The 23,844-nt window shown below is 59.5% G+C and carries 25 protein-coding genes; 17 read left to right on the top strand and 8 right to left on the bottom strand.

The window, feature by feature from the left end:
* Nucleotides 1-73: 73 nt before the first annotated feature.
* The 4 genes from HBN79_RS18815 to HBN79_RS18830 all read right to left on the bottom strand — a co-directional run bounded on the left by HBN79_RS18815 (nucleotide 74) and on the right by HBN79_RS18830 (nucleotide 5,227).
* Nucleotides 74-1,504: an efflux transporter outer membrane subunit gene (locus HBN79_RS18815; RefSeq protein WP_095000472.1), complete on the bottom strand. Its 1,431-nt coding sequence runs from the start codon at nucleotides 1,502-1,504 to the stop codon at nucleotides 74-76.
* A complete protein-coding gene (locus HBN79_RS18820; RefSeq protein ID WP_169917019.1) occupies nucleotides 1,501-2,565 on the bottom strand; it encodes an HlyD family secretion protein in 1,065 nt (354 codons plus the stop codon). Before HBN79_RS18820 ends, HBN79_RS18815 begins: the two co-directional genes overlap by 4 nt.
* Nucleotides 2,562-4,100 (bottom strand): MFS transporter, encoded by a 1,539-nt coding sequence (locus HBN79_RS18825; protein WP_095031650.1) that lies wholly within the window; start codon nucleotides 4,098-4,100, stop codon nucleotides 2,562-2,564. Before HBN79_RS18825 ends, HBN79_RS18820 begins: the two co-directional genes overlap by 4 nt.
* 218 nt (nucleotides 4,101-4,318) lie before the next feature.
* Nucleotides 4,319-5,227, bottom strand: a complete 909-nt coding sequence (locus HBN79_RS18830; RefSeq protein ID WP_095023544.1) for a LysR family transcriptional regulator — start codon at nucleotides 5,225-5,227, stop codon at nucleotides 4,319-4,321.
* 315 nt (nucleotides 5,228-5,542) lie between these two features.
* Here HBN79_RS18830 and HBN79_RS18835 point away from each other — a divergent pair, with 315 nt between their 5' ends.
* The 11 genes from HBN79_RS18835 (at nucleotide 5,543) to kch (ending at nucleotide 16,410) form a co-directional block, all read left to right on the top strand.
* Complete coding sequence (locus HBN79_RS18835) at nucleotides 5,543-6,643, top strand: FUSC family protein (protein ID WP_095000476.1); 1,101 nt, start codon at nucleotides 5,543-5,545, stop codon at nucleotides 6,641-6,643.
* A gap of 431 nt (nucleotides 6,644-7,074) precedes the next feature.
* Nucleotides 7,075-7,377, top strand: coding sequence for an urease subunit gamma (locus HBN79_RS18840; RefSeq protein WP_016781195.1), 303 nt, complete (start codon nucleotides 7,075-7,077; stop codon nucleotides 7,375-7,377).
* 54 nt (nucleotides 7,378-7,431) lie between these two features.
* Nucleotides 7,432-7,962 (top strand): urease subunit beta, encoded by a 531-nt coding sequence (locus tag HBN79_RS18845; protein ID WP_153328757.1) that lies wholly within the window; start codon nucleotides 7,432-7,434, stop codon nucleotides 7,960-7,962.
* Between the two features lie 74 nt (nucleotides 7,963-8,036).
* Entirely contained in the window at nucleotides 8,037-9,755 is a 1,719-nt protein-coding gene (locus HBN79_RS18850) for an urease subunit alpha (RefSeq protein WP_095000477.1), read from the top strand.
* 80 nt (nucleotides 9,756-9,835) lie between these two features.
* Nucleotides 9,836-10,507, top strand: coding sequence for a hypothetical protein (gene ureE / locus HBN79_RS18855; RefSeq protein WP_095018078.1), 672 nt, complete (start codon nucleotides 9,836-9,838; stop codon nucleotides 10,505-10,507).
* Nucleotides 10,508-10,528: 21 nt separating this feature from the next.
* On the top strand, nucleotides 10,529-11,215 hold the full coding sequence (locus tag HBN79_RS18860) for an urease accessory protein UreF (protein ID WP_169917020.1): 687 nt from the start codon (nucleotides 10,529-10,531) through the stop codon (nucleotides 11,213-11,215).
* Between the two features lie 65 nt (nucleotides 11,216-11,280).
* Complete coding sequence (gene ureG, locus HBN79_RS18865) at nucleotides 11,281-11,928, top strand: urease accessory protein UreG (RefSeq protein WP_169917021.1); 648 nt, start codon at nucleotides 11,281-11,283, stop codon at nucleotides 11,926-11,928.
* Nucleotides 11,925-12,887, top strand: a complete 963-nt coding sequence (locus HBN79_RS18870; RefSeq protein ID WP_095000480.1) for an urease accessory protein UreD — start codon at nucleotides 11,925-11,927, stop codon at nucleotides 12,885-12,887. Before ureG ends, HBN79_RS18870 begins: the two co-directional genes overlap by 4 nt.
* A gap of 190 nt (nucleotides 12,888-13,077) precedes the next feature.
* The gene (gene yut / locus HBN79_RS18875; protein ID WP_095018079.1) at nucleotides 13,078-14,058 is read left to right on the top strand and encodes an urea transporter; all 981 of its coding nucleotides are present in this window, start codon (nucleotides 13,078-13,080) and stop codon (nucleotides 14,056-14,058) included.
* 27 nt (nucleotides 14,059-14,085) lie between these two features.
* Nucleotides 14,086-15,144: a HoxN/HupN/NixA family nickel/cobalt transporter gene (locus HBN79_RS18880; protein ID WP_169917022.1), complete on the top strand. Its 1,059-nt coding sequence runs from the start codon at nucleotides 14,086-14,088 to the stop codon at nucleotides 15,142-15,144.
* Between the two features lie 90 nt (nucleotides 15,145-15,234).
* Entirely contained in the window at nucleotides 15,235-16,410 is a 1,176-nt protein-coding gene (gene kch / locus HBN79_RS18885) for a voltage-gated potassium channel protein (protein ID WP_095000483.1), read from the top strand.
* A 59-nt stretch (nucleotides 16,411-16,469) separates the two neighbouring features.
* Here the strand turns inward: kch and crcB (HBN79_RS18890) are convergent, their stop codons facing one another.
* The gene (crcB, locus tag HBN79_RS18890) at nucleotides 16,470-16,874 is read right to left on the bottom strand and encodes a fluoride efflux transporter CrcB (RefSeq protein WP_095018080.1); all 405 of its coding nucleotides are present in this window, start codon (nucleotides 16,872-16,874) and stop codon (nucleotides 16,470-16,472) included.
* A gap of 15 nt (nucleotides 16,875-16,889) precedes the next feature.
* Nucleotides 16,890-17,270, bottom strand: a complete 381-nt coding sequence (crcB, locus tag HBN79_RS18895) for a fluoride efflux transporter CrcB (protein ID WP_095018081.1) — start codon at nucleotides 17,268-17,270, stop codon at nucleotides 16,890-16,892.
* A 248-nt stretch (nucleotides 17,271-17,518) separates the two neighbouring features.
* On the opposite strand from crcB (HBN79_RS18895), the gene HBN79_RS18900 reads away from it, so the two are divergent.
* The 3 genes from HBN79_RS18900 to HBN79_RS18910 all read left to right on the top strand — a co-directional run bounded on the left by HBN79_RS18900 (nucleotide 17,519) and on the right by HBN79_RS18910 (nucleotide 18,559).
* Nucleotides 17,519-17,821 carry a type II toxin-antitoxin system HigB family toxin gene (locus HBN79_RS18900; protein ID WP_095018082.1) on the top strand — a complete coding sequence of 101 codons (303 nt, stop codon included), beginning with the start codon at nucleotides 17,519-17,521 and terminating at the stop codon, nucleotides 17,819-17,821.
* A 3-nt stretch (nucleotides 17,822-17,824) separates the two neighbouring features.
* On the top strand, nucleotides 17,825-18,193 hold the full coding sequence (locus tag HBN79_RS18905; RefSeq protein ID WP_095018083.1) for a transcriptional regulator: 369 nt from the start codon (nucleotides 17,825-17,827) through the stop codon (nucleotides 18,191-18,193).
* Nucleotides 18,194-18,277: 84 nt separating this feature from the next.
* Nucleotides 18,278-18,559 (top strand): hypothetical protein, encoded by a 282-nt coding sequence (locus HBN79_RS18910; protein WP_016781210.1) that lies wholly within the window; start codon nucleotides 18,278-18,280, stop codon nucleotides 18,557-18,559.
* Here the strand turns inward: HBN79_RS18910 and HBN79_RS18915 are convergent.
* Entirely contained in the window at nucleotides 18,556-20,919 is a 2,364-nt protein-coding gene (locus tag HBN79_RS18915) for a DNA polymerase II (protein ID WP_169917023.1), read from the bottom strand. The two genes, HBN79_RS18910 and HBN79_RS18915, sit on opposite strands and share 4 nt — an antisense overlap.
* 7 nt (nucleotides 20,920-20,926) lie before the next feature.
* Nucleotides 20,927-21,280, bottom strand: coding sequence for a hypothetical protein (locus HBN79_RS18920; protein ID WP_165446478.1), 354 nt, complete (start codon nucleotides 21,278-21,280; stop codon nucleotides 20,927-20,929).
* Between the two features lie 375 nt (nucleotides 21,281-21,655).
* Between HBN79_RS18920 and HBN79_RS18925 the strand changes: the two genes are divergently transcribed.
* From HBN79_RS18925 to HBN79_RS23890, 3 genes are read left to right on the top strand one after another with little or no spacing between them, the layout of a single operon-like run.
* Nucleotides 21,656-22,564: a transporter gene (locus tag HBN79_RS18925; RefSeq protein ID WP_169917024.1), complete on the top strand. Its 909-nt coding sequence runs from the start codon at nucleotides 21,656-21,658 to the stop codon at nucleotides 22,562-22,564.
* Nucleotides 22,565-22,575: 11 nt separating this feature from the next.
* Entirely contained in the window at nucleotides 22,576-23,337 is a 762-nt protein-coding gene (locus HBN79_RS18930) for a DUF2092 domain-containing protein (protein WP_169917028.1), read from the top strand.
* Nucleotides 23,334-23,843: a hypothetical protein gene (locus HBN79_RS23890; protein WP_186348347.1), complete on the top strand. Its 510-nt coding sequence runs from the start codon at nucleotides 23,334-23,336 to the stop codon at nucleotides 23,841-23,843. Before HBN79_RS18930 ends, HBN79_RS23890 begins: the two co-directional genes overlap by 4 nt.
* Nucleotide 23,844: the final 1 nt, after the last annotated feature.

Raw genomic sequence — 23,844 nt, forward strand, 5'->3', positions numbered from 1 at the left:
CTGCGATGCCGGCACTGCGGTTTGCCGGGATAACTTGGTCGATGCGCCCGCTCCCACCAGAATCTGCAAGCAGCTAGCCCTGCCACCCCCCACCCAGCGCCGCAAACACATCCACCAGGGACAACGAGACCTGCGCAGTGCTGTCCACCAGCGCCGCTTCGTTGGCCAGCAACGCGTTTTGCACCGTGAGTACGTTGAGAAAGTCCACCGTACCCTGGGCATATTGCTGGTGCACGCTGTCCAGCGCCCGCTGGCTATGCATCACCGCCTGCTGCAGGCTGTCGCGCCGGCGCTGGCTGGCCTGATACGCCACCAGCGTATCGTCCACCTCATGCCAGGCGCGCAATACGGTTTGCTGGTAGGCAATGCCCGCCTCCTGCTGGCGCCCTTCCTGCAACTGCAAGGCCCCCTGCAAACGCCCGCCCTCGAACACCGGTACGCTCAAGCCCGGGCCGAATGCAAAATTGCGCGAGCCCCAACTGCCCAGATCCGACAGCTGCGTGGCTTGAAAACCGATACTGCCGGACAGGGTAATCCGCGGATAGAAGTCCGCCTCGGCCATGCCGATCGCTGCAGTGGCTGCATGCAATCGGGCCTCGGCACGACGAATATCGGGCCGCCGTTGCGCCAATTCGCTGGGCAAACCGATCGGCACATCGGCGCCATAGGCCGGCACCCCTGCCGCTGCGCTCAATTGCGCCTGCAAGGCTCTTGGCTCGCGGGCCAGCAGCAAGCCGAGAGCATTGATCAACTGTGCACTGCGTTGCTGCAAGGGGGCCTGACGTGCTTCGATCTCGGCCACTTGGGCGCCAGCTTCAGACACCTGTAAATCCGTAGCCACGCCCTCCCGCAGCTGCAACCGGGTCAGTTCCAGGCTGCGGCGGGCGATTTGCAGGTTTTGCTCCACCACGGCCAATGCCTGCTGAGTGCCGCGCAACTGAATATAGTGCTGCGCGGTCTGCACGATCACCAACAGTTGCACCGCGTTGCGGTCCTGCACCGCCACTTGTACCGAGGCATCAGCCGCTTCCACCGAACGCTTGACCCGGCCCCAGAGGTCAGCCTCCCAACTGAACCCAAGGCCACCATTCCACAGGTTGAAAGCCTGCTTGCCACTGTGCCCGGAAGGGTCACTCAAACCTTTCTGGCTGTTACGGCTCCGACTGTAAGCCGCCGTTGCACCGACCTCGGGCAAGGTGTCGGCGTTGATCTGACGGCGGATAGCCAGGCTTTGCTGCAAGCGGCTTGCAGCCAGTTGCACATCAAAGTTGCGCTGCTGCGCCTCGCGCACCAGCGCCGACAATTGCCTGTCGCCGAAACGGTCCCACCAGTGCAGGTCCACCGCTGTTTGCAGCGCATGGTTGTGCCCCGCCTCAGTGGGTACCGACGCCCAGTTCGCAGGCAACTTGGGCACGGGAGCCTTGAAGTCCGGGCCTACCACGCAACCACTCAGGCTCAGTACGCTGTAACAGGCCACAGCCAGGGCCACTGCAGTTTTGTTCATCGAGTGCTGACCTGCTGATCGTGAGCCATTGCCGTGTCGATGGAGGCATCCACCGACATCCCCAGGCGCAATTGGCTGGCCAGTAACTGCCCGTGATCCAGAGTGACTTTCACCGCAATACGTTGCGCCACTTTGGTGAAGTTGCCCGTGGCGTTATCCGGAGCAATCGCCGAGAACGTCACCCCCGTGGCCGGGGCGATGCTGTCCACGGTGCCTTGCAGGGTCTGCCCCGGAAAACTGTCGACCTTGATCGTCACACGCTGCCCTGCCTGCATGTTGGTGAGCTGGTGCTCGAGAAAGTTGGCCACCACATAGGCGTCGGCCAGCGGCACCACCGCCAGCACGGTGTCGCCGGGTTTGACGTAAGCGCCGAGGCGCACACTGCGACGCCCCACCACACCGTCAAACGGTGCCAGCAGTTGTGTATGCGACAAGTCCAGATCGGCCCGTGCCAGTAAGGCCTCGGCATACTGCACCGAGGCTTGCGCGGCCGTAGCCCGGGCGGCCAGCACCCGGGTTTGCTGGCGAGCAGCTTCCAGTGCAGCCTTGTGCTGTGCCAACTCGGCACGCGCGGTGAGCGAACGGTTTTTCGCCTGCTGGGAGTTCTGCAGCGTGCCTGCGCCCTGCCCGGCCAGATGCTGATAACGCTGCAACTCATGCTCGGTAAATTCGACCTGCGCCAGATCCGCATCGACCGTGGCCTTGGCCTGCTCGATCAACGATCGCTGGCGCTCCAGCATCGCCAGGGCATTGACCCGTTGTGCCTGTGCCGTCGCCACGCTGGCTTGCGCAGCCTGCACGGCAGCGCGGTAGTCCTGCGGATCGATCCGCGCCAGCAACTGACCGGCCTTGACCGGCTGGTTATCCTGCACCAGCACCTCGTCGATAAACCCCGCCACTTTTGGCGCAATCAAGGTGTAATCGGCGCTGACAAAGGCATCATTGGTGTTCTGCACGGTGCCCGTGGCAAAGACCAACCGCCACAACCCGTACAGCACGATCACTGCCAACGCGACTGCGCCGACCAGAACCCAGGGCTTGCGCCCGTTTGTTGTACTCATTTCACAACTCCAGCAGCTGTGCCCGGCGCGTAGATCCGCGTGGGGCCAAAAGGAATTAACACAATCAGAAAAAGCGCCAGGACGGCCATGTACAGATAAAGATCAGAACTGGTCAGCACCACGGCCTGCTGGTGAACCCGACGCGCCAGGTCTGTGCCGGAATTGACCAGCGGCGAGTTGCCCAGCCGATCGAGCAACATGGTTGAGTGGTAGTGCTCGCGATTGAGCGTCAGCACCCCCAGCACACTGCTTGCTGCCACCGCCGAAAACCCTTTGACGGTATTGAACCAGGCCGATGCAAACGGGCCATCCGCCGGGTTCAGGCCGCCGGTGGCGAGCATCAGCAGAGGAATCACTGCCATGGGCTGGGCGATGATCTGTATCGCCTGCAAGCCGTAAAAATTTTCCCGGTTCCACACCGAGGTAACTTGCGAACCGATGCCGCAGGCCAGCGCCAGCAACCCCAGACCAATGGCCAGCACCCAGCGACAATCGACCCAGCGCAGATTGCACAACGCAACGACCAGTGGCAGCGCAATCAATTGCGGCAAGGCCACCAGCAACATCACCGGCGCGGTTTCGAGGGGGCGATAGCCCTGCACCTGAGCGAGGTAACTGGACGGAATCTTGATCACTGCCAGCAACACAAACAACACCCCGCCCAGCGTCAACAATGCATGGGCAAGATTGCGGATTTTCAGCAGTTGCAGCTTGAAAAACGGCAGCGGATGGGACCACTCATTGATAAAGAACAGCACCATCAGGGCCGTGCCGGCGACGATAAAAAAACGGATCATCGGCGACTCGAACCAGTTCAGGCGCTGACCCAGCTCCAGCGCCAGTACCAGCATGATCAACCCCGGCAAACCCAGGAGCAGGCCGCGCCAGTCAAACTGCTTGAAACGCTCCAGACGCAACGGGTCTTGCGGCAAGCCCCAGGCCACGCAGGCCATCGACAACAGGCCCAGGGGGATGATTTGCCAGAACGCCCATTGCCACCCGGCGTACTCCACCCACCAGGCCGATAACGGCGTGCCGAAGCTGGGCCCGAAAGTGGCCGTCAGCGCATAACTGCCCAGGCCATACAGACGAATGCCCGGCGGCAGGAAGCGCAACGCCACTGACATCAACATCGGCGGCAAGGCCCCACCGGCAAAGCCTTGCAAGGTGCGCAGCAGCATCAGCGCATCAACATTCGGGGCCAGAGGGCAAAGAATGCCCAACAGTAAAAAGGCGCCGATGGCACACAGGGTAAAACGGCGCAGGGAAAAGGTGGCTGCACACCACGGCGCAAAGGCCATGGCACTGATGGACGTGGCCGAATACACCGCCAGCAGCCAGGTGCTTTCGTCATAACCGATACCCATCGCCCCGCGGATATCGGGCATGGCCACCTTGGTGACATTCTCGTTGAACCCCGACACCAGCACGGCGAGCAAAACGCCCAGCAGACCGGTAAAAATCCGCAGGCCAAACGCCGCACTGCTGGCCGGGGCCGGGGCGGGAGCCACGGCACCCGCAACCAGCGCCGTCACAGCGCAGCTCCAGGCGCCAGACTGCGCCCATGGTCAAACCGCCAATACATGGCTGACTCCGTCGTCTTGATAGATGACAGAAAGTTTAATCAGCCGGCATAGCTATAAAAATTGATAAATAACTAACTGTGGAGTGCGTCAGACGCAACCATTGTAATGTTGACTCCCTCCCCGTAGCAGCAGCCTCGTTCCTTCGGCAGCGGCTACAGAGGTTGCGGTCAAATCACCGCGTTGTCGCAAAAGGTCTTGAGGGTACGACGCAGCCAGCGGTGGGCATGGTCGTTGTCCAGCCGCGGATGCCAGGCCTGGACAATATCCACCGGCTGCAGGGTGATCGGCAGCTCGAACGGGCGCAGTTTGAGGCCCAGTGGCTCCAGGTTTTTGAGCAGCACCTGGGGCATCAGCGGCAGTATCAGATCCTCCCCTGCCAGGGCAAAAATCGCCGAGTAGAACGTCGGCGTGGTAAACGACACCCGACGCTCCAGCCCCAGTTCGGCCAGCAGCGCATCAATCGGCCCGCGGGCATGGCCCCTGCGGGACACACTGATGTGGTCAAAACCGGCAAAGCGCCGGGCCGTAACGGGCTCATCAAAAATCGGATGCCCTTCCCGTGCCAACCCCACAAACGGACAGGTAAACAGCCTCTGGACCTTGATATCCGGGCTGAAGCGGTTAGTGGCGCAGATAGTCAGGTCAATGCGACCTTCATTCAGTGCCTCGTCATCAGTAAAACCCTCAGGTACCACCCGCAACGTAGCCTTGGGCATCTCCAGGGCCATTTGCTGGCGCAGTGCTGCGCCATACACACCAAAAAACACGTCATTGGCGCGAATGCTGAACGTACGCTCCAGCTCACGCAAATCACTGTTCTGGCTCTGGGTGAACACCCCGTGCGCCAGCTCCACCACACCGCGCACCTGTTCACGCAACTCCAGGGCACGGGGCGTGGGCACCAGGCCACGCCCTGAACGCACCAGAATGGGGTCGTTCAATACCTCGCGAATCCGGGTCAGGGTGCGGCTCATGGCCGGGGCACTCAGGTTCATGCGTCGGGCAGCACCCACCACAGAGCCCTCTTCGAGCAAGACATTCAAGGTAACCAGTAGATTCAAGTCAGGTATTTGCATGGAGCAAAGGGTATCGGCTAACGCTCCCCCTGCCTAGCCAACCAGCAATGCACCATTGTTGCGCAGCAGGTAAAACAGTTTCGCTCACTCTTAGCTAGCTAACTAAGAGTGGCATTGATACATTGCCGCTCGTCAGGTTTGCGCCTGACGCTCTCTTTGGTTGAGATTTTTGGCCATTACCGGATCCCCATGATGGTAATGGCCTTTTTTACGCCTGCCGCTTTTCCTGCCCCACGATAGAGCCATCCCCAGTGGTGGACCCGCCAGACCTGAACTACGCTGCCAGCCCAATCCACTACAGCAATTGGGGACTTTATGCGGCTGGGTAAAAAGATTTCGAATCTGGAACAGTTGGTCTGCAAAAATTACCGCTGGATCCACGCCACCCGCATCAGCCTGGCGTTCCTGATTACATTTGTTGTCATCCGCTTCTTCAAGCTCGACGGCGCCTCCTATGCCCTGATCACCATGCTCATTGTCATGGGACCACAGCCCTACTGGGGCAACGTATTCTCCCGGGCCCTGCAGCGTACTGGCGGCACAGTACTGGGCGCGCTGTCCGGGCTGGTGGCGCTGTATCTGGAGATGCACTCTTTTAGCCTGATGCTGCTCTGGTGCGCGGTGATGATGTTTATCGCCGGTTACCTGACCCTGGGCAAACACCCCTATATGGCCCTGCTGATCGGAGCAACCCTGGCGGTGGTCAGCTGCGCCCCGCCCAATGACATGGAGTCGGCACTCACCCGCAGCGGCTATGTGCTGGCAGGTTCTTTGTTGGCCATGCTCTACACCAGCATTTACCCACAGCGGGCCTATACCGACCTGCGGATCAAGTTCAGCGAGAGCCTGGGCAAGATCAATACCCTGTACTCGCAATACTTCTCCCCGCGAATCCCCGAACGCCCCAATCTGGATGATCAACTGAAGAACGAACTGGACGCGGTCATCAAGTTGCGCAACTACATCACCCCTGCCAGCAACGAAAGCAACCTCAAGCCACAAGTGTTCGAGTCCCTGCAAACCCTGCACCGCAACCTGCTGGCCACCATGAGCCTGATGATTGACGCTTATTGGTCATCACGGGAAAGCCACCTGCTGATCGAAAGCGAGCCCGCCTTGAACGGTCTGCACCAGTTGATCCCGCAAGCGCTCGAATCGCTGCAGAACAAGCTGTGTATGGGCATTTCCAACAACCAGATCAGCGGCGAACTGCGCCAGAAAGCCCACGATCTCAAGGAGCTTGTGCTCAAGAGCCTGGACGGCAAGATCACCGAGACACCCTTTTATGCCTATGTCTGGCTAAGCCTGGAGATGCTCAGGCAATTGACCGAACTCAATGACCAGTTGCATGCCGCGCTGTACCACTGCGGCCATCGGCATTTGTTTAAAAACGACAAGTTGCCCGACGAAAAATAACGTAACACCCACAGCAAAAAGTTACATCCGACTCATTTAGATGACTTATCGCACTAAAGATGAAGAATCTTCGTACATAAACATGGAATTTTCAGCGATTAACGACGCTTAAACCACAAACTCAAAACATATAACAAATTGTTTTATAAGAAGTTTTTAACAAAACCTTGTATTTCATTTTGTGTCAACAACCTCTGACCCGCACGCCTGCAACACCTGGCCTGCCTGAAATTATGGTCTAGGCTCTGCTCGCACCCGTATTAATGGATTTGAACGGTTGAGCTTATGAAACGACAATAGGCATTAAAAAAACCCACTCACTCGTCAACCCGCCTTCACACGTACCCATCGTGTGGAGTGTTTTGCATGCGCGCACGCCTGAGCGGCACTCCAGAACGTTAATTCTTACCGCACTGTAGATAGGAGGGCTTATGCAGCTCACCCCCAGAGAAGTCGAAAAGCTGATGGTTTACACCCTGTCGGACGTCGCATTCCGGCGCAAGGCTCGCGGCTTGAAATTGAACTATCCAGAGGCTGTTTCAATTATCACCGTGACCGCCCTGGAAGGCGCACGCGATGGCAAGTCGGTTGAGGATGTGATGACCGAGGCCAGCAAAGTACTCACCAAGGATGACGTGATGGAAGGCGTCAGCGACCTTATTCCCAACGTTCAGGTTGAAGCGATTTTCACCGACGGCAGTCGTCTGGTCACGGTCCACGACCCGATCAAGTAACCGTCTGCTTTAAACCCGGTAAACGCAAAACTTTCACGTTTTGAGGAATCAGTCATGAGCACCAAAGAGACAGCAGGCCCGCACCAGGATACTCACCCGAACCACAGCATCCCCCACGCCAAGAACCCCGGTGGCGTCAGCAAGGGCAATGAAGCCGATGTGCCTCTGGGCGGCACGATTTACGCCAGCACGCCCATCACCTTTAACGAAGACCGCCCCGTCACCAAGGTAAAGGTGCGCAACACCGGTGACCGTCCGATCCAGATCGGCTCGCACTTTCACTTCTTTGAAGTCAACCGTGCCCTGGAATTCGACCGCGCCGCCGCCTTTGGCAAGCGCCTGAACATCACGGCCACCACAGCCATCCGCTTCGAGCCGGGCGACGAAATCGAAGTGCCGTTGATCCCCTACGGTGGCAAGCAAACGCTTTACGGCTTCAACAACCTGGTCGATGGCTGGGTACCGGACAAGCTCACCAGCAACCATGAGCGCCCGGAAAAACTGCAGGCCATCCAGCGCGCAGTCGATCGCGGCTTCAAGTTCTCCGAGCCGGCCAAGCCGTCCAAGCCCGTCAACGACAAGTAAACACGCATTCTCATACTTTGCACTCGCGCCGTTGAACCATTGACGCTCGCGCGGCATTAGAAAAGGAGCCACCGATGCCAACCATTTCACGCAAAGAATACGCAGGCCTGTTCGGCCCAACCACGGGCGACAAAATCCGCCTGGGTGACACCAACCTGTTTGTCGAGATTGAAAAGGACCTGCGCGGTTACGGTGAAGAATCCGTTTACGGCGGCGGCAAATCCCTGCGCGACGGCATGGGCGCCGACAATACCCTGACCCGCGACAACGGCGTACTGGACCTGGTTATCACCAACGTCACCATCATCGACGCGATCCAGGGCGTAATCAAAGCCGACGTGGGTATCCGTGACGGCAAGATCGTCGGGATCGGCAAAAGCGGCAACCCGGGCATCATGAGCGGCGTGACCCCCGGCCTGGTCGTGGGTGTGAGCACCGACGCCATCTCCGGCGAGCACCTGATCCTGACTGCAGCCGGGATCGACACCCACATTCACTTGATCTCGCCGCAGCAGGCTTATCACGGGCTGTCCAACGGCATCACCACCTTCTTCGGCGGCGGTATCGGCCCTACCGATGGCACCAACGGTACCACCGTGACTGCCGGCCCCTGGAACATCCGCCAGATGCTGCGTTCGCTCGAAGGGCTGCCGATCAACGTCGGCATGCTGGGCAAGGGCAACTCTTTTGGCCGCGAGCCGCTGGCCGAACAGATCATCGCCGGTGTCGCCGGGCTCAAGGTTCACGAAGACTGGGGCGCAACCTCAAACGCACTGCGCCATGCGCTGCGTACCGCCGACGAGATGGACGTGCAGGTGTCGGTGCACACTGACAGCTTGAACGAATGTGGCTACGTCGAAGACACCATTGATGCTTTCGAAGGTCGCACCATTCACACCTTCCACACGGAAGGCGCCGGTGGTGGTCACGCCCCCGACATCATCAAGGTGGCCAGCCAGAGCAACGTACTGCCAAGCTCGACCAACCCGACCCTGCCTTACGGCGTCAACAGCCAGGCCGAGCTGTTCGACATGATCATGGTCTGCCACAACCTCAACCCGAACGTGCCGGCTGACGTGTCGTTTGCTGAAAGCCGCGTACGCCCGGAAACTATTGCCGCCGAAAACGTGCTGCAGGACATGGGCGTGATCTCCATGTTTTCCAGTGACTCCCAGGCCATGGGCCGGGTCGGTGAAAACTGGCTGCGGGTGATGCAAACCGCCCATGCGATGAAAGTGTCGCGTGGCAAACTGCCGGAAGACAGCGCCGATAACGACAACTTCCGGGTGCTGCGTTACGTGGCCAAGATCACCATCAACCCGGCACTGGCCCAGGGTATCAGCCATGTGCTGGGCTCGGTGGAAGTCGGCAAGATGGCCGACCTGGTGCTGTGGGATCCGCGTTTCTTCGGGGCAAAACCGAAAATGGTGATCAAGGGCGGCATGATCAACTGGGCCGCCATGGGTGACCCGAACGCCTCTCTGCCAACCCCGCAGCCGGTGTTCTACCGTCCGATGTTCGGTGCCTTCGGCAAGTCCCTGCAAGACACCTGCGTGACCTTCGTGTCGCAAGCGGCGCTGGAAGACGGCGTGAAAGAAAAGGCCGGGCTGGAGCGTCAGGTCATGGCGGTGCGCGGTTGCCGCACCGTGTCCAAAAAGGACCTGGTGCGCAATGACCAGACCCCGCATATCGATGTTGATCCGGAAACTTTCGCGGTAAAAGTCGACGGCGTACACGCCACGTGCAAGCCCATCGATGTGGCCACCATGAACCAGCGTTATTTCTTTGGCTAATGCCTGAACGGGCCGCTACCGGGGGCACCTGCACCCGGTGGCACACGCCCGGCACATGATTCAGGGAAGGAGTTTGCGACGTGATTTTGATTGAACACATACTCGGCAACGCCAAGAAAGACCCGCACTGGCAACACAAACTCGAAGGCGCCAAGGTTGACCTGCTGGTGCTCGACCAGCGTGAAGCGCAAAAAAGTCGCTGCCGGCGCACCAGCCTCGGCGGTCTTGACCTGGGCATTTCGCTGGAACGTAACGTGGTGCTCTCGGACGGCGATGTGCTGCTCTGGGATGAAGGCTCCAACACCGCCGTAGTGGTGCAACTGAACCTGCGCGACGTGATGGTCATCGATCTCAAGGAGCTGAAAAAACAGCCCCTGGACGTGCTGATCAAAACCAGCTTCGAGCTCGGCCATGCCCTCGGCAACCAGCACTGGAAAGCCGTGACCAAAAACAACGAGGTCTATATCCCGCTCACCGTCGAAACCAAAATGATGGACTCGGTGATGCGCACCCACGGCTTTCAACACCTGCCGTACGCTTTTGTTGGCGGCGCCGAAATCCTGCCGCTGCTGACCACATCCGAGGCGCGCCTGCTGTTTGGCGGTGCCGAAGAAACCGACACCCATGTTCACGTGGCCAGCCCGCAAGACAAGCTGGACGCTGCCGCCCTGAAGATCCAGGGCGTGCACAGCCATGACGCACACAGTCACAGTCACGACAACGGCCATACGTTTCACAGCCATAAGCACTGAACCCGGCAAGAAGGCGCATAGATGAACGCATCAGATCTAATTCGCATCATGCAGTTTGGCGATTCCGTATTGCCGGTCGGTGCCTTTTCGTTCTCCAACGGCGTGGAATCGGCCATTCAAAAAGGCATCGTCCACGATGTCCCGACCCTGAAGGGTTTTGTGCTCACCGCCCTCAAGCAGGCGGCCAGCTGTGACGGCATGGGCGTGGTCGCTGCGCACCGGGCTGCCGTGGCAGAAGACCGCGACGGCATTTTACGCGCCGACTGGGCGGTGAATAACCGCAAGCTCAATGAAGAAAGCCGGTTGATGGCCACGCGCATGGGCAAAAAACTGGCGGAAATGTCGATCCATGTCGTCGAAAAACCGCTGGTGCGCTGGTGGCTTGAACAGATCAAGGCCGGCAACGCGGCAGGCACCTACCCCGTCACCCAGGCCGTGGTGATGTCGACCCAGGGCATCGGTGCCCGTGAGGTCGTGGTGATGCACCAGTACGGCGTGGCCATGACCATCCTCAGCGCGGCCATGCGCCTGATGCGGGTCACGCACCTGGACACCCAGCACATCCTGTTCGAACTCAACCACGACATTGAAGCGTTCTGCGATATCGCCGAAGTCGGCGATATCGAGCAGATGTTCTCCTATGTCCCGATAGTCGATGTGCTCGCCGCCGTGCACGTCAAGGCACATGTACGGCTATTCATGAACTGACACCCCGGGCTGCGTCGGCATGTGTCGACGCAGCTTCCGCTCCCCTATCTGGTAAGGAAATAACCGTGAAAAAGTTTACTCGTATTGGTATTGGCGGCCCGGTCGGTTCAGGTAAAACCGCGATCATCGAAGTGATAACTCCGATCCTGATCAACCGTGGCTACAAGCCCTTGATCATCACCAACGATATCGTCACCACCGAAGATGCCAAACAGGTCAAACGTACCCTCAAGGGTATCCTCGATGAAGACAAGATCCTCGGTGTGGAAACGGGTGCCTGCCCGCACACCGCCGTGCGTGAAGACCCGAGTATGAACATTGCCGCGGTCGAGGAAATGGAAGAGAAGTTCCCCGACAGCGACCTGATCATGATCGAGAGCGGCGGCGACAACCTGACCCTGACCTTCAGTCCGGCCCTGGCCGACTTTTATATCTACGTGATCGACGTCGCCGAAGGCGAGAAAATCCCGCGCAAAAATGGCCCGGGGCTGGTGCAGGCCGATATCCTGATCATCAACAAGATCGACCTCGCCCCCTACGTTGGCGCCAGCCTTGATGTGATGGAAAGCGACACCAAAGTGGTACGCGGCAACCGCCCGTATATCCTCACCAACTGCAAGACCGGTCAGGGCATTGAAGAACTGGTGGACATGATCGAGCACATGTTCCTGTTCGCACAAAAACCGGCGGTCAAAAGCGGGGTCAGTGCATGACAGCGCAGAGCCAGATCGTGAACAACCCGTCACGGCTACGCGCTCACTCACTCGGCATTGATGCGCCGGAGCTGTCGCAGTACCAGGACGAACCGGCGCAAATGCACAGCGGTGCCGTGGGTAAAAGCGGCTACCTGCGCCTGGGTTTTGAAAAGCGCGGTAACCGCAGCGTGCTGGCGGACATGGAGCGCCGCGTACCATCGCTGGTGCAACGGGCCTTGTATTGGGACGAGGAAATGCCCGAGCTGCCCTGTGTGACCATGATTTCAACTTCGGGCTGCGTGCTGCAGGGCGACCGCCTGGCCACAGATGTCAACGTGGGGGTGGGTGCCTGCGGGCACGTCACCACCCAGTCGGCGACCAAAGTGCATTCGATGAATGCCAACTACGCCTCGCAAATCCAGCACTTCACTATCGAAGAAGGCGGCTACCTGGAGTTTATGCCCGACCCGCTGATCCCCCATCGCAATGCACGGTTTATCACCGACACGCAAATCAGGATCCACCCCACGGCGACGGCCATCTACTGCGAAATCCTGATGTCGGGGCGCAAGTATCATCATGTGGATGAGCGTTTCGGCTTTGACGTGTACTCCTCCCGGGTGCGCGCCGAGAACCTCGAGGGTCGCGAGCTGTTTGTCGAGAAGTACATTCTTGAGCCAAAAAAAGAGAGCCTGGACGCCATTGGCGTGATGCAGACCTTCGATGTGTTCGGCAACGTGGTATTGCTCACGCCCAGGGAGCATCACGACCGGATTGTCGAGCGCATCCCGGCGCTGTTTGACATGCAGGCCGGGCTGGCCAGCGGGGTGACCCGCCTGCCCAACGACTGCGGGCTGATATTCAAGGTGCTGGGCAACGACAGTGGCGAGGTCAAGGCGCAAATCCGCGAGTTCTGGAAGGTGGCCCGCGAAGAAATCCTGGGCGTGACCCTGCAACCGGCGTTTTTGTGGAAGTAGCTGTGTAGCAGCTGCCGTAGGAACGAGGCTGCGTTCGGCGGCGCAGCCGTCGCAAAATCAGGCACTGCGGTGTGCCAGTCAAACCCTGTCCTCAGGAATTACGACGGCTGCGCCGCCGGACGCAGCCTCGTTCCTTCGGCAGCTGCTACACAAGCTGATCCTGGCCAAATGCTCAATTGGGAGAGTCAATATGGAAGCTGCATCCAAGTGGTCGAAAATCGTGGATGGCAACGTCGTCCTTGAGTTTATCGACGTCACCCTGCGTGGTTGTGCTCAGGTCATGTTCCAGAATAACCCGCTGACCGGGCTACTGTTTTTTGCCGCCATTTTTGTCGGCGCGTTTGGCGAAGGCAACCCGGCCATGGCCTTCGGCAGTGTCCTGGGCACGGTCGTGGCAACCCTTACCGGTATGCACCTCAAGGACCGCACTTCCTGGAAGGCCGGCCTCTATGGCTATAACGGCTGCCTGGTCGGCGCTGCCCTGCCTACCTTCCTCGCTGTCACACCCATCCTGTGGCTGTGCATTATCCTCGGCAGTGTGGTCTCGGTAATTGTCACCATCTGCATCGCCGATATTCTGAAGACCTGGAAAGTCGCCGCCCTCACGGCGCCCTTCGTGCTGGTGACCTGGACCATGCTGCTGGCCAGCTATGCCTTTGGCGGCCTGAACACCAGCGCCCTGCCCGTGCCCAACCTGCCCCATGATCTGGTCGCGTACAACACCAGCCTGTTCGATGGTATCGACCTGTTCAAGAGCACGTTCTACGGGATCTCCGAAGTGTTCTTGATCAGCACGGTGATCGGCAGCGTGCTGTTTCTCGCCGGGTTGGCGGTGTCATCGTTGTGGGCCGCGGTGTTCGGCCTGCTGGGCTCGCTGCTGGCGGTGCTGGTGGCCGTGGTGCTGCAAGCCGAACACGCCAGCATCAATAACGGCCTGTATGCCTTCAGCGCCGTGCTGACTGCCATCGCCCTGGGCTCGACCTTCAACAAGCCCAGCTGGCGCGTGTTGATCTACACCCTGATTGGCGTGGTTTTCACTGTATTTGTGCAAGGCGCCTTGAATACAGTACTGGCCCCGGTTGGCATCCCGACATTGACCATGCCCTTTGTACTGGCTTCCTGGCTGTTTCTGGTGCCCAACAAAGACGTCATGCCGGCCCACCGCCAATAATTTCGATCCCTTTGCCGGAGTCTTTCCATGACCGCGATTGCCTACCCCCTGACAAATGCCGAGCCGTCGAACACCACACGGCGCGCCATTTATCTGCTGACCGGCCTGATCGTGGCCAACCTGCTGGCTTGGGCCTGGGCCTTTATCGAGTTCGGCAACAACCCGGTCTTGATGGGCACCGCATTGCTCGCGTACGGCTTCGGCCTGCGCCACGCCGTGGACGCCGACCATATTGCCGCCATCGACAATGTCACCCGCAAGCTGATGCAACAGGGCAAACGCCCGATAGCCGTAGGCACCTGGTTCTCCCTGGGGCATTCGACCATTGTGGTGCTGGCGTCTTTCGCGATTGCGGCCACGGCAATGGCGTTCAAGGACGATATGGAGTGGTTCCATGAAACCGGCGGCCTGATCGGCACCCTGGTGTCCTCGGTATTCCTGCTGCTGTTCGGCGTGCTCAACCTGGTCATCCTGATCTCGGTGTACAAGAAGTTCAAACAGGTCAAGGCCGGCCACACCCTGCCCCCCGAAGAACTGGACCTGATCACCACCCACCAGGGTGGCCTGATGGCGCGAATTTTTGGTCGGGTGTTCAACCTGGTTAACAAAAGCTGGCACATGTACCCGGTGGGCTTTCTGTTTGGCCTGGGCTTTGACACTGCCACCGAAATCGGCTTGCTGGGCATCAGCGCCACCAGCGCCTCCCACGGCATCAGCCTGTGGTCAATCATGGTATTCCCGGTGCTGTTTGCGGTGGGCATGGCCCTGATCGATTCACTGGACAACTTCGTGATGATCGGTGCCTACGGCTGGGCGTTTTCCAAACCGGTGCGCAAGCTCTACTACAACATCACCATCACTGCCGCCTCGGTGGTCGTGGCCCTGTTTATTGGTGGTGTCGAAGCGCTGGGGTTGATTGCCGAAAAACTGCAACTCACCGGCGGGATATGGACGCCGATCAATGCCCTCAGTGAAAACTTCGGCGAGATTGGCTACTGGATCATCGGGATGTTTGTCCTGTGCTGGCTGATTTCGGCCCTCAATTACTACATCCGCGGCTATGACCAACTGCCTGCCAACGCCTGATCAGAGGCTCAAGCGCACGGGCTGCTGGTGGCAGCCCGATAAACCTGACCTACACTCCCCTCACCCCTTAACTGACGCGTCGTAGGTGCCATGACTTTATTACAGGACGTTAAAAATCGGATCTCCTTTGCCTATGGGGTCGCCTTGCTGGTTGCGATCAACGGCTTTCTTTTATTTCTGCCGGTGCTTGAACGTGGCGTTGCCCATGCCAATGCCAAATCCGGCTCCTTTGATACCTGGAAGGAGGCATTAAGCTTTTTAGCCTTGCTGGAAATCCCCGGGTTTGTGGTGGGGCTTGTACTCCTGCTGATGTCACTGGGGCTGTTGATCAAGTCACGCATCAGCTGGTTTTTTTCCCTGCTGCTGCTGGTGGCCACGGTCTGCGTGGATTTTTTCATTCTGAAAAAACCTGACGGCGTGACCTTCTTCTCGCTGGTCACCATTGCCGTGCTGGCCTTCTATTGGCGCCGTTTTGACCACTACAGCCTGGCCTCGGGCAGCTTCTTTGCGGTGGTCAGCATCGCCTCACTGATCGTCTACAGCACGCTGGGCACGCTCTACATCGGTGATGGCTTTGCACCGCCGGTGACGGACCTGCCATCGGCGTTCTACTTCGCCATCGTGGTGATGTCCACCGTAGGCTTTGGTGACATCGTCCCGCATACCACCGATGCGCGTTTTTTCACCCTGACAGTGATCATCCTGGGCATCACCATCTTCGCGATTTCGGTGGCGTCCATTGCCGGCCCGCTGATCAGCAACAACATCCAACGTATTGTTAAAGGCAGGATTACCCATATGGCGCGTAAAAATCACTACATTCTCGTTGGCGTTGGTTCCCTGGCACAAAACGTCTACAAAGGTCTGACCGATCGCGGCGAACACGTCACGGTGGTATGCGCGGCCGGCAGCCAGCATGACCTGCCGGAAAAGGCCGATATCATTGAAGGTGACCCGTCGGCCGCGTCGACCCTGAAACTGGCCGGAGCAGCGGACGCCAAGTACATCGTCACCCTGTGCGACAGCGACGCCGAAAACGTGTTCACCATCCTCGCGGCCAAGGAAGTGGCAGGCGACGAAACCCAGATCATCGCACTGGTCAACGAAACGCGGAACATGCCCAAGGTCAAACGCGTCAACCCGACCATGGTGCTGTCGTTGCCGTTGCTGGGCAGTGAGTTGCTGGTGCGTACCCTGCAGGGCGATCAAATCAACAATGATCTGATCACCGAGATGTTCTTCGGCAAGCGTACGTCTTTGGCCTGAGACTTGGCAGGATAAAAAAAGCCCTCTGACGAGGGCTTTTTCATGGGCGCTGCAAGGGCTTATTGCGGGGTATCGGATGCAGGCAGCGGCGTAACCTTGGCCCCGGCAATCAGACCCAGTTCGACGGCAGCAAAACCGATTACCAGGCTGATCACCAGATAGCAGATGGAGACAAAAACACTGCCCGGGTCTTGCATCATCTCGACTGCGCCAAACACGAAACTGGAGAACGTGGATAACCCGCCCATGATCCCGGTGCCGACCATCACGTGCACGTACTGGTTGATGCGGTTGCTCTTGAACAGCGACGTGGCCACGCCCAGCAGGAACGCGGCGACGATATTGGCGACAAAGATATCCATGGGAAAACCATCGGCCAGGCGCGGCACCGAGAGCATGACGAACTCGCGGCACATGGCGCCGAACGCACCACCGACGAAAATCAGAATAATCATGTTGAGCATGGTGTGACTCCTGAGTCAGCGCGCCAGCCAGGCGCCGAAAGCGGCGGCGGCCAGGCCGACCAGTACCGAGATGATCAGATAACCTGCGGCCCATGCACGATCCCTGGCCTTGGCCAGTTTCGAGGCATCCAGCTGCATGCTGCTGAATGTGGTGTAACCGCCCAGAATACCGGTGAGCACCGCGGCGCTGAGGAAGTCGCCGTAGCGGTCGCGCCAGTCCACGGTAAACAGGATGCTCAGGTAACCGATTACAAATGCGCCGCTGACGTTGATCAAAAATGTACCCAGCGGAAACGGCCCCTTATAGAACTGCCCTACCCGCAAACCGATCCACCAGCGCAACAGCGAGCCCAGCCCGCCCCCCAGCCCGACCCAGAAAACATCCAGCGCAGTCATGAAAGTCCCTCTCGTGTCTGTTGGTGAGTGGGGGAAACTCTAGTTCATAAAACAGCGGGCGGGCATGACTTCGGCCGGGTCTTTCGCTGTTACAGAAGAGTCCATGCCGGGGGCAGTGAGGCCTGAATGGCGCAGCTCATATTTGCTCAAGCTTTCAAACTGGCGCTCCTGAGAGTTGCAGGGTATTTGAGCAGCACAGGACGTAAAGCCAACTTGCAAAAGTCCCATCATGGGACCAGGATCGTTTTATGAGAATCATCGCAGTCAGTCAGCTCAAGATTTTTTGGCAACAGCACCCAGGCTCAGAGCAATCCTTCCTCTGCTGGATAGATGAAGCGAAAAAGGCAAACTGGCAAACGCCGGCCGACATCAAGGCGCCGTTTCGCCATGCCAGCATTCTCAAGAGCAACCGGGTCGTGTTCAACATCAAAGGTAACGACTATCGGCTCGTGGTAGCTGTGGCCTACCGCTTCAGCGCCATCTATATCAAATTCGCAGGCACTCACCAGCAGTACGACGCCATCGATGCCAACACCGTGGAAATGGAGTAAGCCATGAATATTCGTCCAATTCGCACCGAGCAGGACTACAAAGACGCACTGAAGTCGGTTTCGCCGCTGTTCGACAATGAACCGCAGCCCGGGACACCTGAGGGCGATTACCTGGAGGTCATGATCACCCTGATCGAAGCCTACGAAGCCAAGCACTTTCCCGTCGACCTGCCCAACCCGCTGGATGCCATCCGCTTCAGGATGGAGCAGTCCGGGTTGTCAGCGGCTGACCTGGTGCCTGCGATCGGCCGGCAGAACCGGGTGTATGAAGTGCTCAACGGCAAGCGCTCCCTGACCCTGCCCATGATCTGGAAGCTGCATGAGATGTTTGGCATCCCGGCAGAGAGTCTGATCAAGCCGGTCAAGTCGTGACCGCCGGGGTAGGCAAAATCATGGGCGCGGGTGAAAAGGAGTACCATGCCCTCCGGCTTCATCCTACCGCCCCATGGAACCCCTATGTTTCCCAACGCTGAACGCTACAACCACTCCACCGAATACGCCAACAAACTGGTCGACCGTATCGGCCAGACCCCGGCCTGGATTGCCCTGCGCCTCGGGGTCACGGAAAAACGCATGCGCTATATCCTCGCTGGGTCCCGCACGATCAAGGGCGACACCACCGAAATCCTGATGAGCTATGCCGAGCAGTTCTGCCTGGAATGCCTGGCCGCCGAAGCCAAGGCCGCCAAGGATCGTGCCCGCTCCAAGGCCGCCGCCAGCCCTGCCAGCGACGCTTAGAACAACCCCAGTTGCCCGCCCACCAGGGCGCTGAAATTGTCATCGACAAACACCAGAATCGCGTCGGCCACCGGTTGCAGCTGACGCGACAGATAGTGCTCGTAATCCACTTCTGCGGTGCGGTTCTCCAACGGCTGGGGGCCGGCCACGGTGATCACGTAGCTGATCGTCCCGCCATTCTGGTACTGCCGGGGCCGCCCCTGCCGGTCGTTATACTCATCGGCCAGCCGCGCCGCCCGCACATGGGGCGGCACATTGCGCTCGTAATCACTGAGCGGGCGGCGCAGGCGCTTGCGGTAGATCAGCAGTTCATCATGCTCACCCGCCAGGGTGGCACGCACAAAGTCACGCACGTAGGCCTGCCAGGGCTGACGATTGAAGATGCGCAGGTACAACGCCTGCTGGAACTGCCGGGCCAGCGGTGACCAGTCGCTGCGCACGGTCTCAAGCCCCTTGTAGACCATCTCCCGACGGCCGTCGGCGTGCACCACCAACCCCGCATAGCGCTTTTTGCTGCCCTCTTCGGCGCCACGAATGGTGGGCATGAAAAAGCGGCTGTAGTGGGTCTCGAATTGCAGCTCCAGTGCGCTGGTCAGCCCATACTCGTCACGCACATGGGCCTGCCACCAGTCGTTGACGTACTGCACCAGCTCACGGCCGATACTCGCCGCGTCCTCCTCACTGTGCTGACTGCGCAGCCAGACAAAGGTGGAGTCCGTGTCGCCATAGATCACGCTATAGCCCCGGGCCTCGATCAGTGCCCGCGTCTTGAGCATGATTTCATGCCCGCGCAGGGTGATCGAGGATGCCAGCCGCGTATCAAAAAACCGGCAACCGCTGGAGCCCAGCACCCCGTAAAACGCATTCATGATGATTTTCAGGGCCTGTGACAGGGGCGCGTTTTTGTCCCGCTTGGCCACTTCGCGCCCCTTGGCCACGCGCTCGATAATGGCCGGCAAGCAATGCCGGGTGCGAGAGAAACGCGCACCACGAAAGCCCGGTACCGAGGTTTCATCGCCAGGCTCGCGCAAGCCTTCAACCAGCCCCAGCGGGTCAATCAAAAAAGTGCGGATAATCGACGGGTACAGGCTTTTGTAATCGAGCACCAGCACCGACTCATACAACCCCGGCTCGGACTCCATGACAAAGCCGCCGGGGCTGGCCTGGGGCGGTTTGTCCCCCAGATTGGGGGCGACAAAGCCCTGACGGTGCATCAACGGCATATACAGGTGATAAAAGGCCGCCACCGAGCCACCGCTGCGATCGGCCTCCAGCCCCGTGACCGAGGCGCGCTCCAGCAAAAAGGTCAGCAGCTCGGTTTTCGCGAAAATCCGCGTGACCAGTTCGCAGTCCTTGAGGTTGTAGCGCGCCAACGCAGGTTTGTCGTGGGCGAACATGCGGTTGATTTCGTCCATGCGCTGGTACGGCGTGCTGATGTCCTTGCCTTCGCCAAGCAGGGTCTGGGCGACGTTTTCCAGGCTGAAAGACGGGAACGACCAAGTCGCTGAGCGCAACGACTCGATGCCGTCAATGATCAAGCGGCCCGCAGCACTGGCGACAAAATGGTTTTTGCGCGTGCCGTGTTCGCGCCACTGCATTTCACTGCTGCCACGCCCCAGCAGCAACGGGATACCAAGGCGCCGGGCATGCTCGTGCAACACCCGCATGTCGAACTGCACCACATTCCAGCCGATGATCGCGTCGGGGTCATGCCGGGCCATCCACTGGTTAAGACGCAGTAACAGGTCGCCGCGGCTGGCGCAGAACTCCAGGTCGAAATCCACCGGGGTATCGGCCGCGGTGGCCTTGCCCAGCATATACACCTGACGCTGACCGCAGCCCTCGAGGGCGATGGAATACAGATCGCCCTGCTCGCTGGTTTCAATATCCAGGGACACCAATTTCAACCTTGGCCGGTAGTCGGGATGCGGCTTGATCCGGGCGTCCAGCAGCGGGCCATCGCCCTGTACACGGCCGCCAAAGCTCACCGGCGCAGTGATAAAACGCTCCATCAGGAACCGCTCCGGCGGGCGTATATCGGCCTCGTACACATCGACCCCGGCGCGGCGCAGGCGCTGGGCGATGTCCATCAACTGGGCATGCTGGCGGCAGTAGAGGCCGATCAGCGGGCGCGACTGGAAATCACACAGCGCCAGCTCACGCCATTCGATATCGCGCTCGTTCTGCAGCAGAGCCTGGGCCTGGCCAAGCTGAATCTTGGGGATAAACGCGGTGCAGGTTTGGTAAGGCAGGCGCACCTGCTGCGGCCCGTCATCGGTGGCCAACCAGAAGTCGACCTCGATACCCGACGGCGTATCACGCCAGTGCCGGGTCAGGACAAAGCCCTGCCTCAAGTCCATTACGCGGTTACAGGCATGTCGCCAGCATCGCCAGGCGGCGCATGGCAGCAGCATCACCCGGCTGTTGGGCGTAGTAGCTCACTGCCGTGCCGGTGCCCTGGGGCGTCAGATCGGCAAAGGACTCGGCGCCACGGGTGTAGACGGTCTGTTTGCCAGCCTTGTCGTTATTGATATAGGCACTGGCATCGACCCCGAACACGCTTTCATCCTGCCAGGAAAACTTGATGCATTCGGCGACCAGCGCCGTGGCTTTTTCCGAAGCCAGCACCCGGGTCGGGGCCTGGCTACGGGCAGTGTCCATCGCAGGAGACACACAACCGGCCAGCATGGCCAGACTCATGACGCTAATCAGCATTCGCATTGGATAGCCTCTGGATAAAGGTCAATACGATATCACGCAGCCAGTGCTCATAGGTGGCTAAATAACCAGTAGTCCGCTGAATGGGCTTGGTCCCATAGAGAAAATATGTCGCCGGTATTGCAGTTAAAACCACCGGGGACAAATCCATTCATGGGGGTGGCTACAGCAAAAGCAAAAATTTGAACAACACCAACCCTGCTCCCCGAGCGCAACACCTATAACCGCTCGTCATTTAAAAGAGACCCAGCCCACAGAATCAGCAGCATTTGCGTCACCAGCCAGCGAATTTCGCGGTTGCTGCTAGCTTCAGTAAACAAATAAACACGCCGGGCATCGGACGATAAACCGCCAAAGAGCGATTGAAGGAGCACTACGATGGGAGCAAGTACCGCTCGCAAGGCCAGCTTTACCGCCCTCACCCTGATCCTGACGCCGCTGGCGGGCTGGGCCGACAACGCCCGTGACTGGCAAAACACCCCCACCGACCTGAACATGCTGCTCGGCTATTACAACCGCGTCGACTCCAATACCCCCATCGACACCTCGCTACCCATCGACGGTCTGTCCCTCAATGCCGACCTGTATATCCTGCGTTATGCCCGTAGCTTCGGTATCGACGGGCGCAACAGTGCCTTCGAGATCCTGCAGCCTTACGCCGATCTATCCGCATCATTCGACAACGCCCGCTATTTCACCGGTACCAAACACAACGGTGGCATGGGTGACACCCAATTGGTGTTCGCACACAACATCTTTGGCGGCCCCGCCCTGAGCAAGGAGGAGTTCGCCAAATGGACTCCCGAGACCTTTCTCACGGCATCCCTGACAGTCACCACCCCCACCGGCGACTATGACAAGAACCGGGTGATCAATATCGGTGCCAATCGCTGGGTGTACAAACCCGAGCTGGGTTTCGGCACCCCCATCGGCCCCACCTGGCTGGAGATCAACACCATGGTGTCGTTGTTCGGGTCCAACGATGAATACCAGGGCAACAGCAAGCTCGAACAAAAACCCCTGTATGCCATCGAAGGCCATTACAGCTACGACTTCAACCGCGCCCTGTGGGCTTCGCTGGACGCCACCTATAGCCGGGGCGGCGAGACAAAAATTGACGGCGACTGGCAGGACAACAAACAGGAAAGCACCCTAGCAGGCGCCAGTATGGGCTTTATGCTCACCCCCCAATTCGGCGGCCTGCTGGCCTATACCGACACCGTGAGCGAGCGCAAAGGCTCACCGGATATCGCCACCTGGACGCTGCGCATGCAGTACGTCTGGTAAGCGTCGTGACCATGCCTCGGGTACGTCGCGTAGTGCCAGGCCTGTTACTGGCCCTGGCCTTGCACGCCCATGCCGGCGACCCGTCCGCCATCGAGCCCGCGGCTGTGCAGGCCCTGGAGCAGATGGGCAGTTACCTGCGCAGCCTCAAGCAGTTTGGCGTCGAGGCCCGCAGCCAGACAGACCAGGTACTGGATAACGGCCAGACCGTCGAATTTCGGCACACCACCCGACTGCTGGCCCAACAGCCGGACAAGCTGCTGGTCTCGGTGGACAATCAGGGCATACACCGCACCCTCTATTACAACGGCAAGCGCTTCACCCTCTACCAGAGCCCCAGCCCCTACTACGCAAGCGCCCCCGCTCCGGCGAACATCAACGCACTGATCGACCTGCTCAATAGTCGCTATGGCATCGAGTTGCCGCTGGCCGACCTGTTTCGCTGGAACGCCAACACCGTCAGACAGGCCGGTTTGCGTTCGGCCGTGCTGATTGGCAGTGAGACGCTGGACGGCCAGCGCTGTGATCATTACGCCTTGCGTCAGGATGCTATCGACTGGCAGCTGTGGCTGCGTGAGGGCGAACAGCGCCTGCCGTGCCGCCTGACCATCACCCGCCGCGACATACCCGAGCAGCCGCGTCACAGCGTCGACTTTACCTGGCAGCTCACACCGGCAATCAGCGCCCACAGCTTTGATTTTGATCCGCCCGCAGGTGCCCAGGAAGTGCCGTTGCAGTGGGCCCCGAGCAAATACAGCCTGGAGGCGCAACCATGAAGCGTCTGCACTGGCTGTTCTGTGGCGTGCTCAGCGCCTGCCTGCTGCACACCTCTGTCGCCCTGGCCTGGCAACTGCGCGGTGGTGGCGGCGCACGGACTTTTGTGCTGCCGCACACTGGCGGACACCCAGCGCCGCACCCCATGCCACAGCCACAGCCACAGCCGCATCCACAGCCGCATCCACAGCCGGGGCCGCACCCCTACCCGCAGCCGGCCCCCCAACCGCATCCCTACCCGGCACCACGGCCCATGCCACCTCCGCCACGGCCCTTGCCTGCGCCACCACCACCGGACAACTGGTATCACCCGTGGGCAGCCGCCGCCGTGGTGGGTGCAACCACGGCCACGGCAATAGCCATCGGCTCGCAAGTCACCAGCGTGCCTGCGGACTGCGTATCGGTCGTGGCCAACAATGTGGCGTATCAACACTGCGGACCAACCTGGTATCAGCCCCGCTATGTGGGTGGCAACGTGCAGTTTGTGGTGGTCCCCGCCCCCTGGTAAT

Source organism: Pseudomonas sp. WS 5051, from assembly GCF_012985715.1.
GTDB classification, from domain to species: Bacteria; Pseudomonadota; Gammaproteobacteria; order Pseudomonadales; family Pseudomonadaceae; genus Aquipseudomonas; species Aquipseudomonas bubulae.

Bases quoted from the DNA above. Each gene is read 5' to 3' on its own strand.
- HBN79_RS18830 (WP_095023544.1), bottom strand. From the start codon at position 5,227: ATGCAAATACCTGACTTGAATCTACTGGTTACCTTGAATGTCTTGCTC.
- HBN79_RS18905 (WP_095018083.1), top strand. From the start codon at position 17,825: ATGAATATTCGTCCAATTCGCACCGAGCAGGACTACAAAGACGCACTG.
- HBN79_RS23890 (WP_186348347.1), top strand. From the start codon at position 23,334: ATGAAGCGTCTGCACTGGCTGTTCTGTGGCGTGCTCAGCGCCTGCCTG.
- crcB (WP_095018081.1), bottom strand. From the start codon at position 17,270: ATGACTGCGCTGGATGTTTTCTGGGTCGGGCTGGGGGGCGGGCTGGGC.
- HBN79_RS18840 (WP_016781195.1), top strand. From the start codon at position 7,075: ATGCAGCTCACCCCCAGAGAAGTCGAAAAGCTGATGGTTTACACCCTG.
- HBN79_RS18925 (WP_169917024.1), top strand. From the start codon at position 21,656: ATGGGAGCAAGTACCGCTCGCAAGGCCAGCTTTACCGCCCTCACCCTG.
- HBN79_RS18815 (WP_095000472.1), bottom strand. From the start codon at position 1,504: ATGAACAAAACTGCAGTGGCCCTGGCTGTGGCCTGTTACAGCGTACTG.
- HBN79_RS18880 (WP_169917022.1), top strand. From the start codon at position 14,086: ATGACCGCGATTGCCTACCCCCTGACAAATGCCGAGCCGTCGAACACC.
- yut (WP_095018079.1), top strand. From the start codon at position 13,078: ATGGAAGCTGCATCCAAGTGGTCGAAAATCGTGGATGGCAACGTCGTC.
- crcB (WP_095018080.1), bottom strand. From the start codon at position 16,874: ATGCTCAACATGATTATTCTGATTTTCGTCGGTGGTGCGTTCGGCGCC.
- kch (WP_095000483.1), top strand. From the start codon at position 15,235: ATGACTTTATTACAGGACGTTAAAAATCGGATCTCCTTTGCCTATGGG.
- HBN79_RS18860 (WP_169917020.1), top strand. From the start codon at position 10,529: ATGAACGCATCAGATCTAATTCGCATCATGCAGTTTGGCGATTCCGTA.
- HBN79_RS18900 (WP_095018082.1), top strand. From the start codon at position 17,519: ATGAGAATCATCGCAGTCAGTCAGCTCAAGATTTTTTGGCAACAGCAC.
- HBN79_RS18845 (WP_153328757.1), top strand. From the start codon at position 7,432: ATGAGCACCAAAGAGACAGCAGGCCCGCACCAGGATACTCACCCGAAC.
- HBN79_RS18910 (WP_016781210.1), top strand. From the start codon at position 18,278: ATGTTTCCCAACGCTGAACGCTACAACCACTCCACCGAATACGCCAAC.
- HBN79_RS18835 (WP_095000476.1), top strand. From the start codon at position 5,543: ATGCGGCTGGGTAAAAAGATTTCGAATCTGGAACAGTTGGTCTGCAAA.
- HBN79_RS18850 (WP_095000477.1), top strand. From the start codon at position 8,037: ATGCCAACCATTTCACGCAAAGAATACGCAGGCCTGTTCGGCCCAACC.
- HBN79_RS18930 (WP_169917028.1), top strand. From the start codon at position 22,576: ATGCCTCGGGTACGTCGCGTAGTGCCAGGCCTGTTACTGGCCCTGGCC.
- HBN79_RS18820 (WP_169917019.1), bottom strand. From the start codon at position 2,565: ATGAGTACAACAAACGGGCGCAAGCCCTGGGTTCTGGTCGGCGCAGTC.
- HBN79_RS18920 (WP_165446478.1), bottom strand. From the start codon at position 21,280: ATGCGAATGCTGATTAGCGTCATGAGTCTGGCCATGCTGGCCGGTTGT.
- HBN79_RS18870 (WP_095000480.1), top strand. From the start codon at position 11,925: ATGACAGCGCAGAGCCAGATCGTGAACAACCCGTCACGGCTACGCGCT.
- HBN79_RS18915 (WP_169917023.1), bottom strand. From the start codon at position 20,919: ATGGACTTGAGGCAGGGCTTTGTCCTGACCCGGCACTGGCGTGATACG.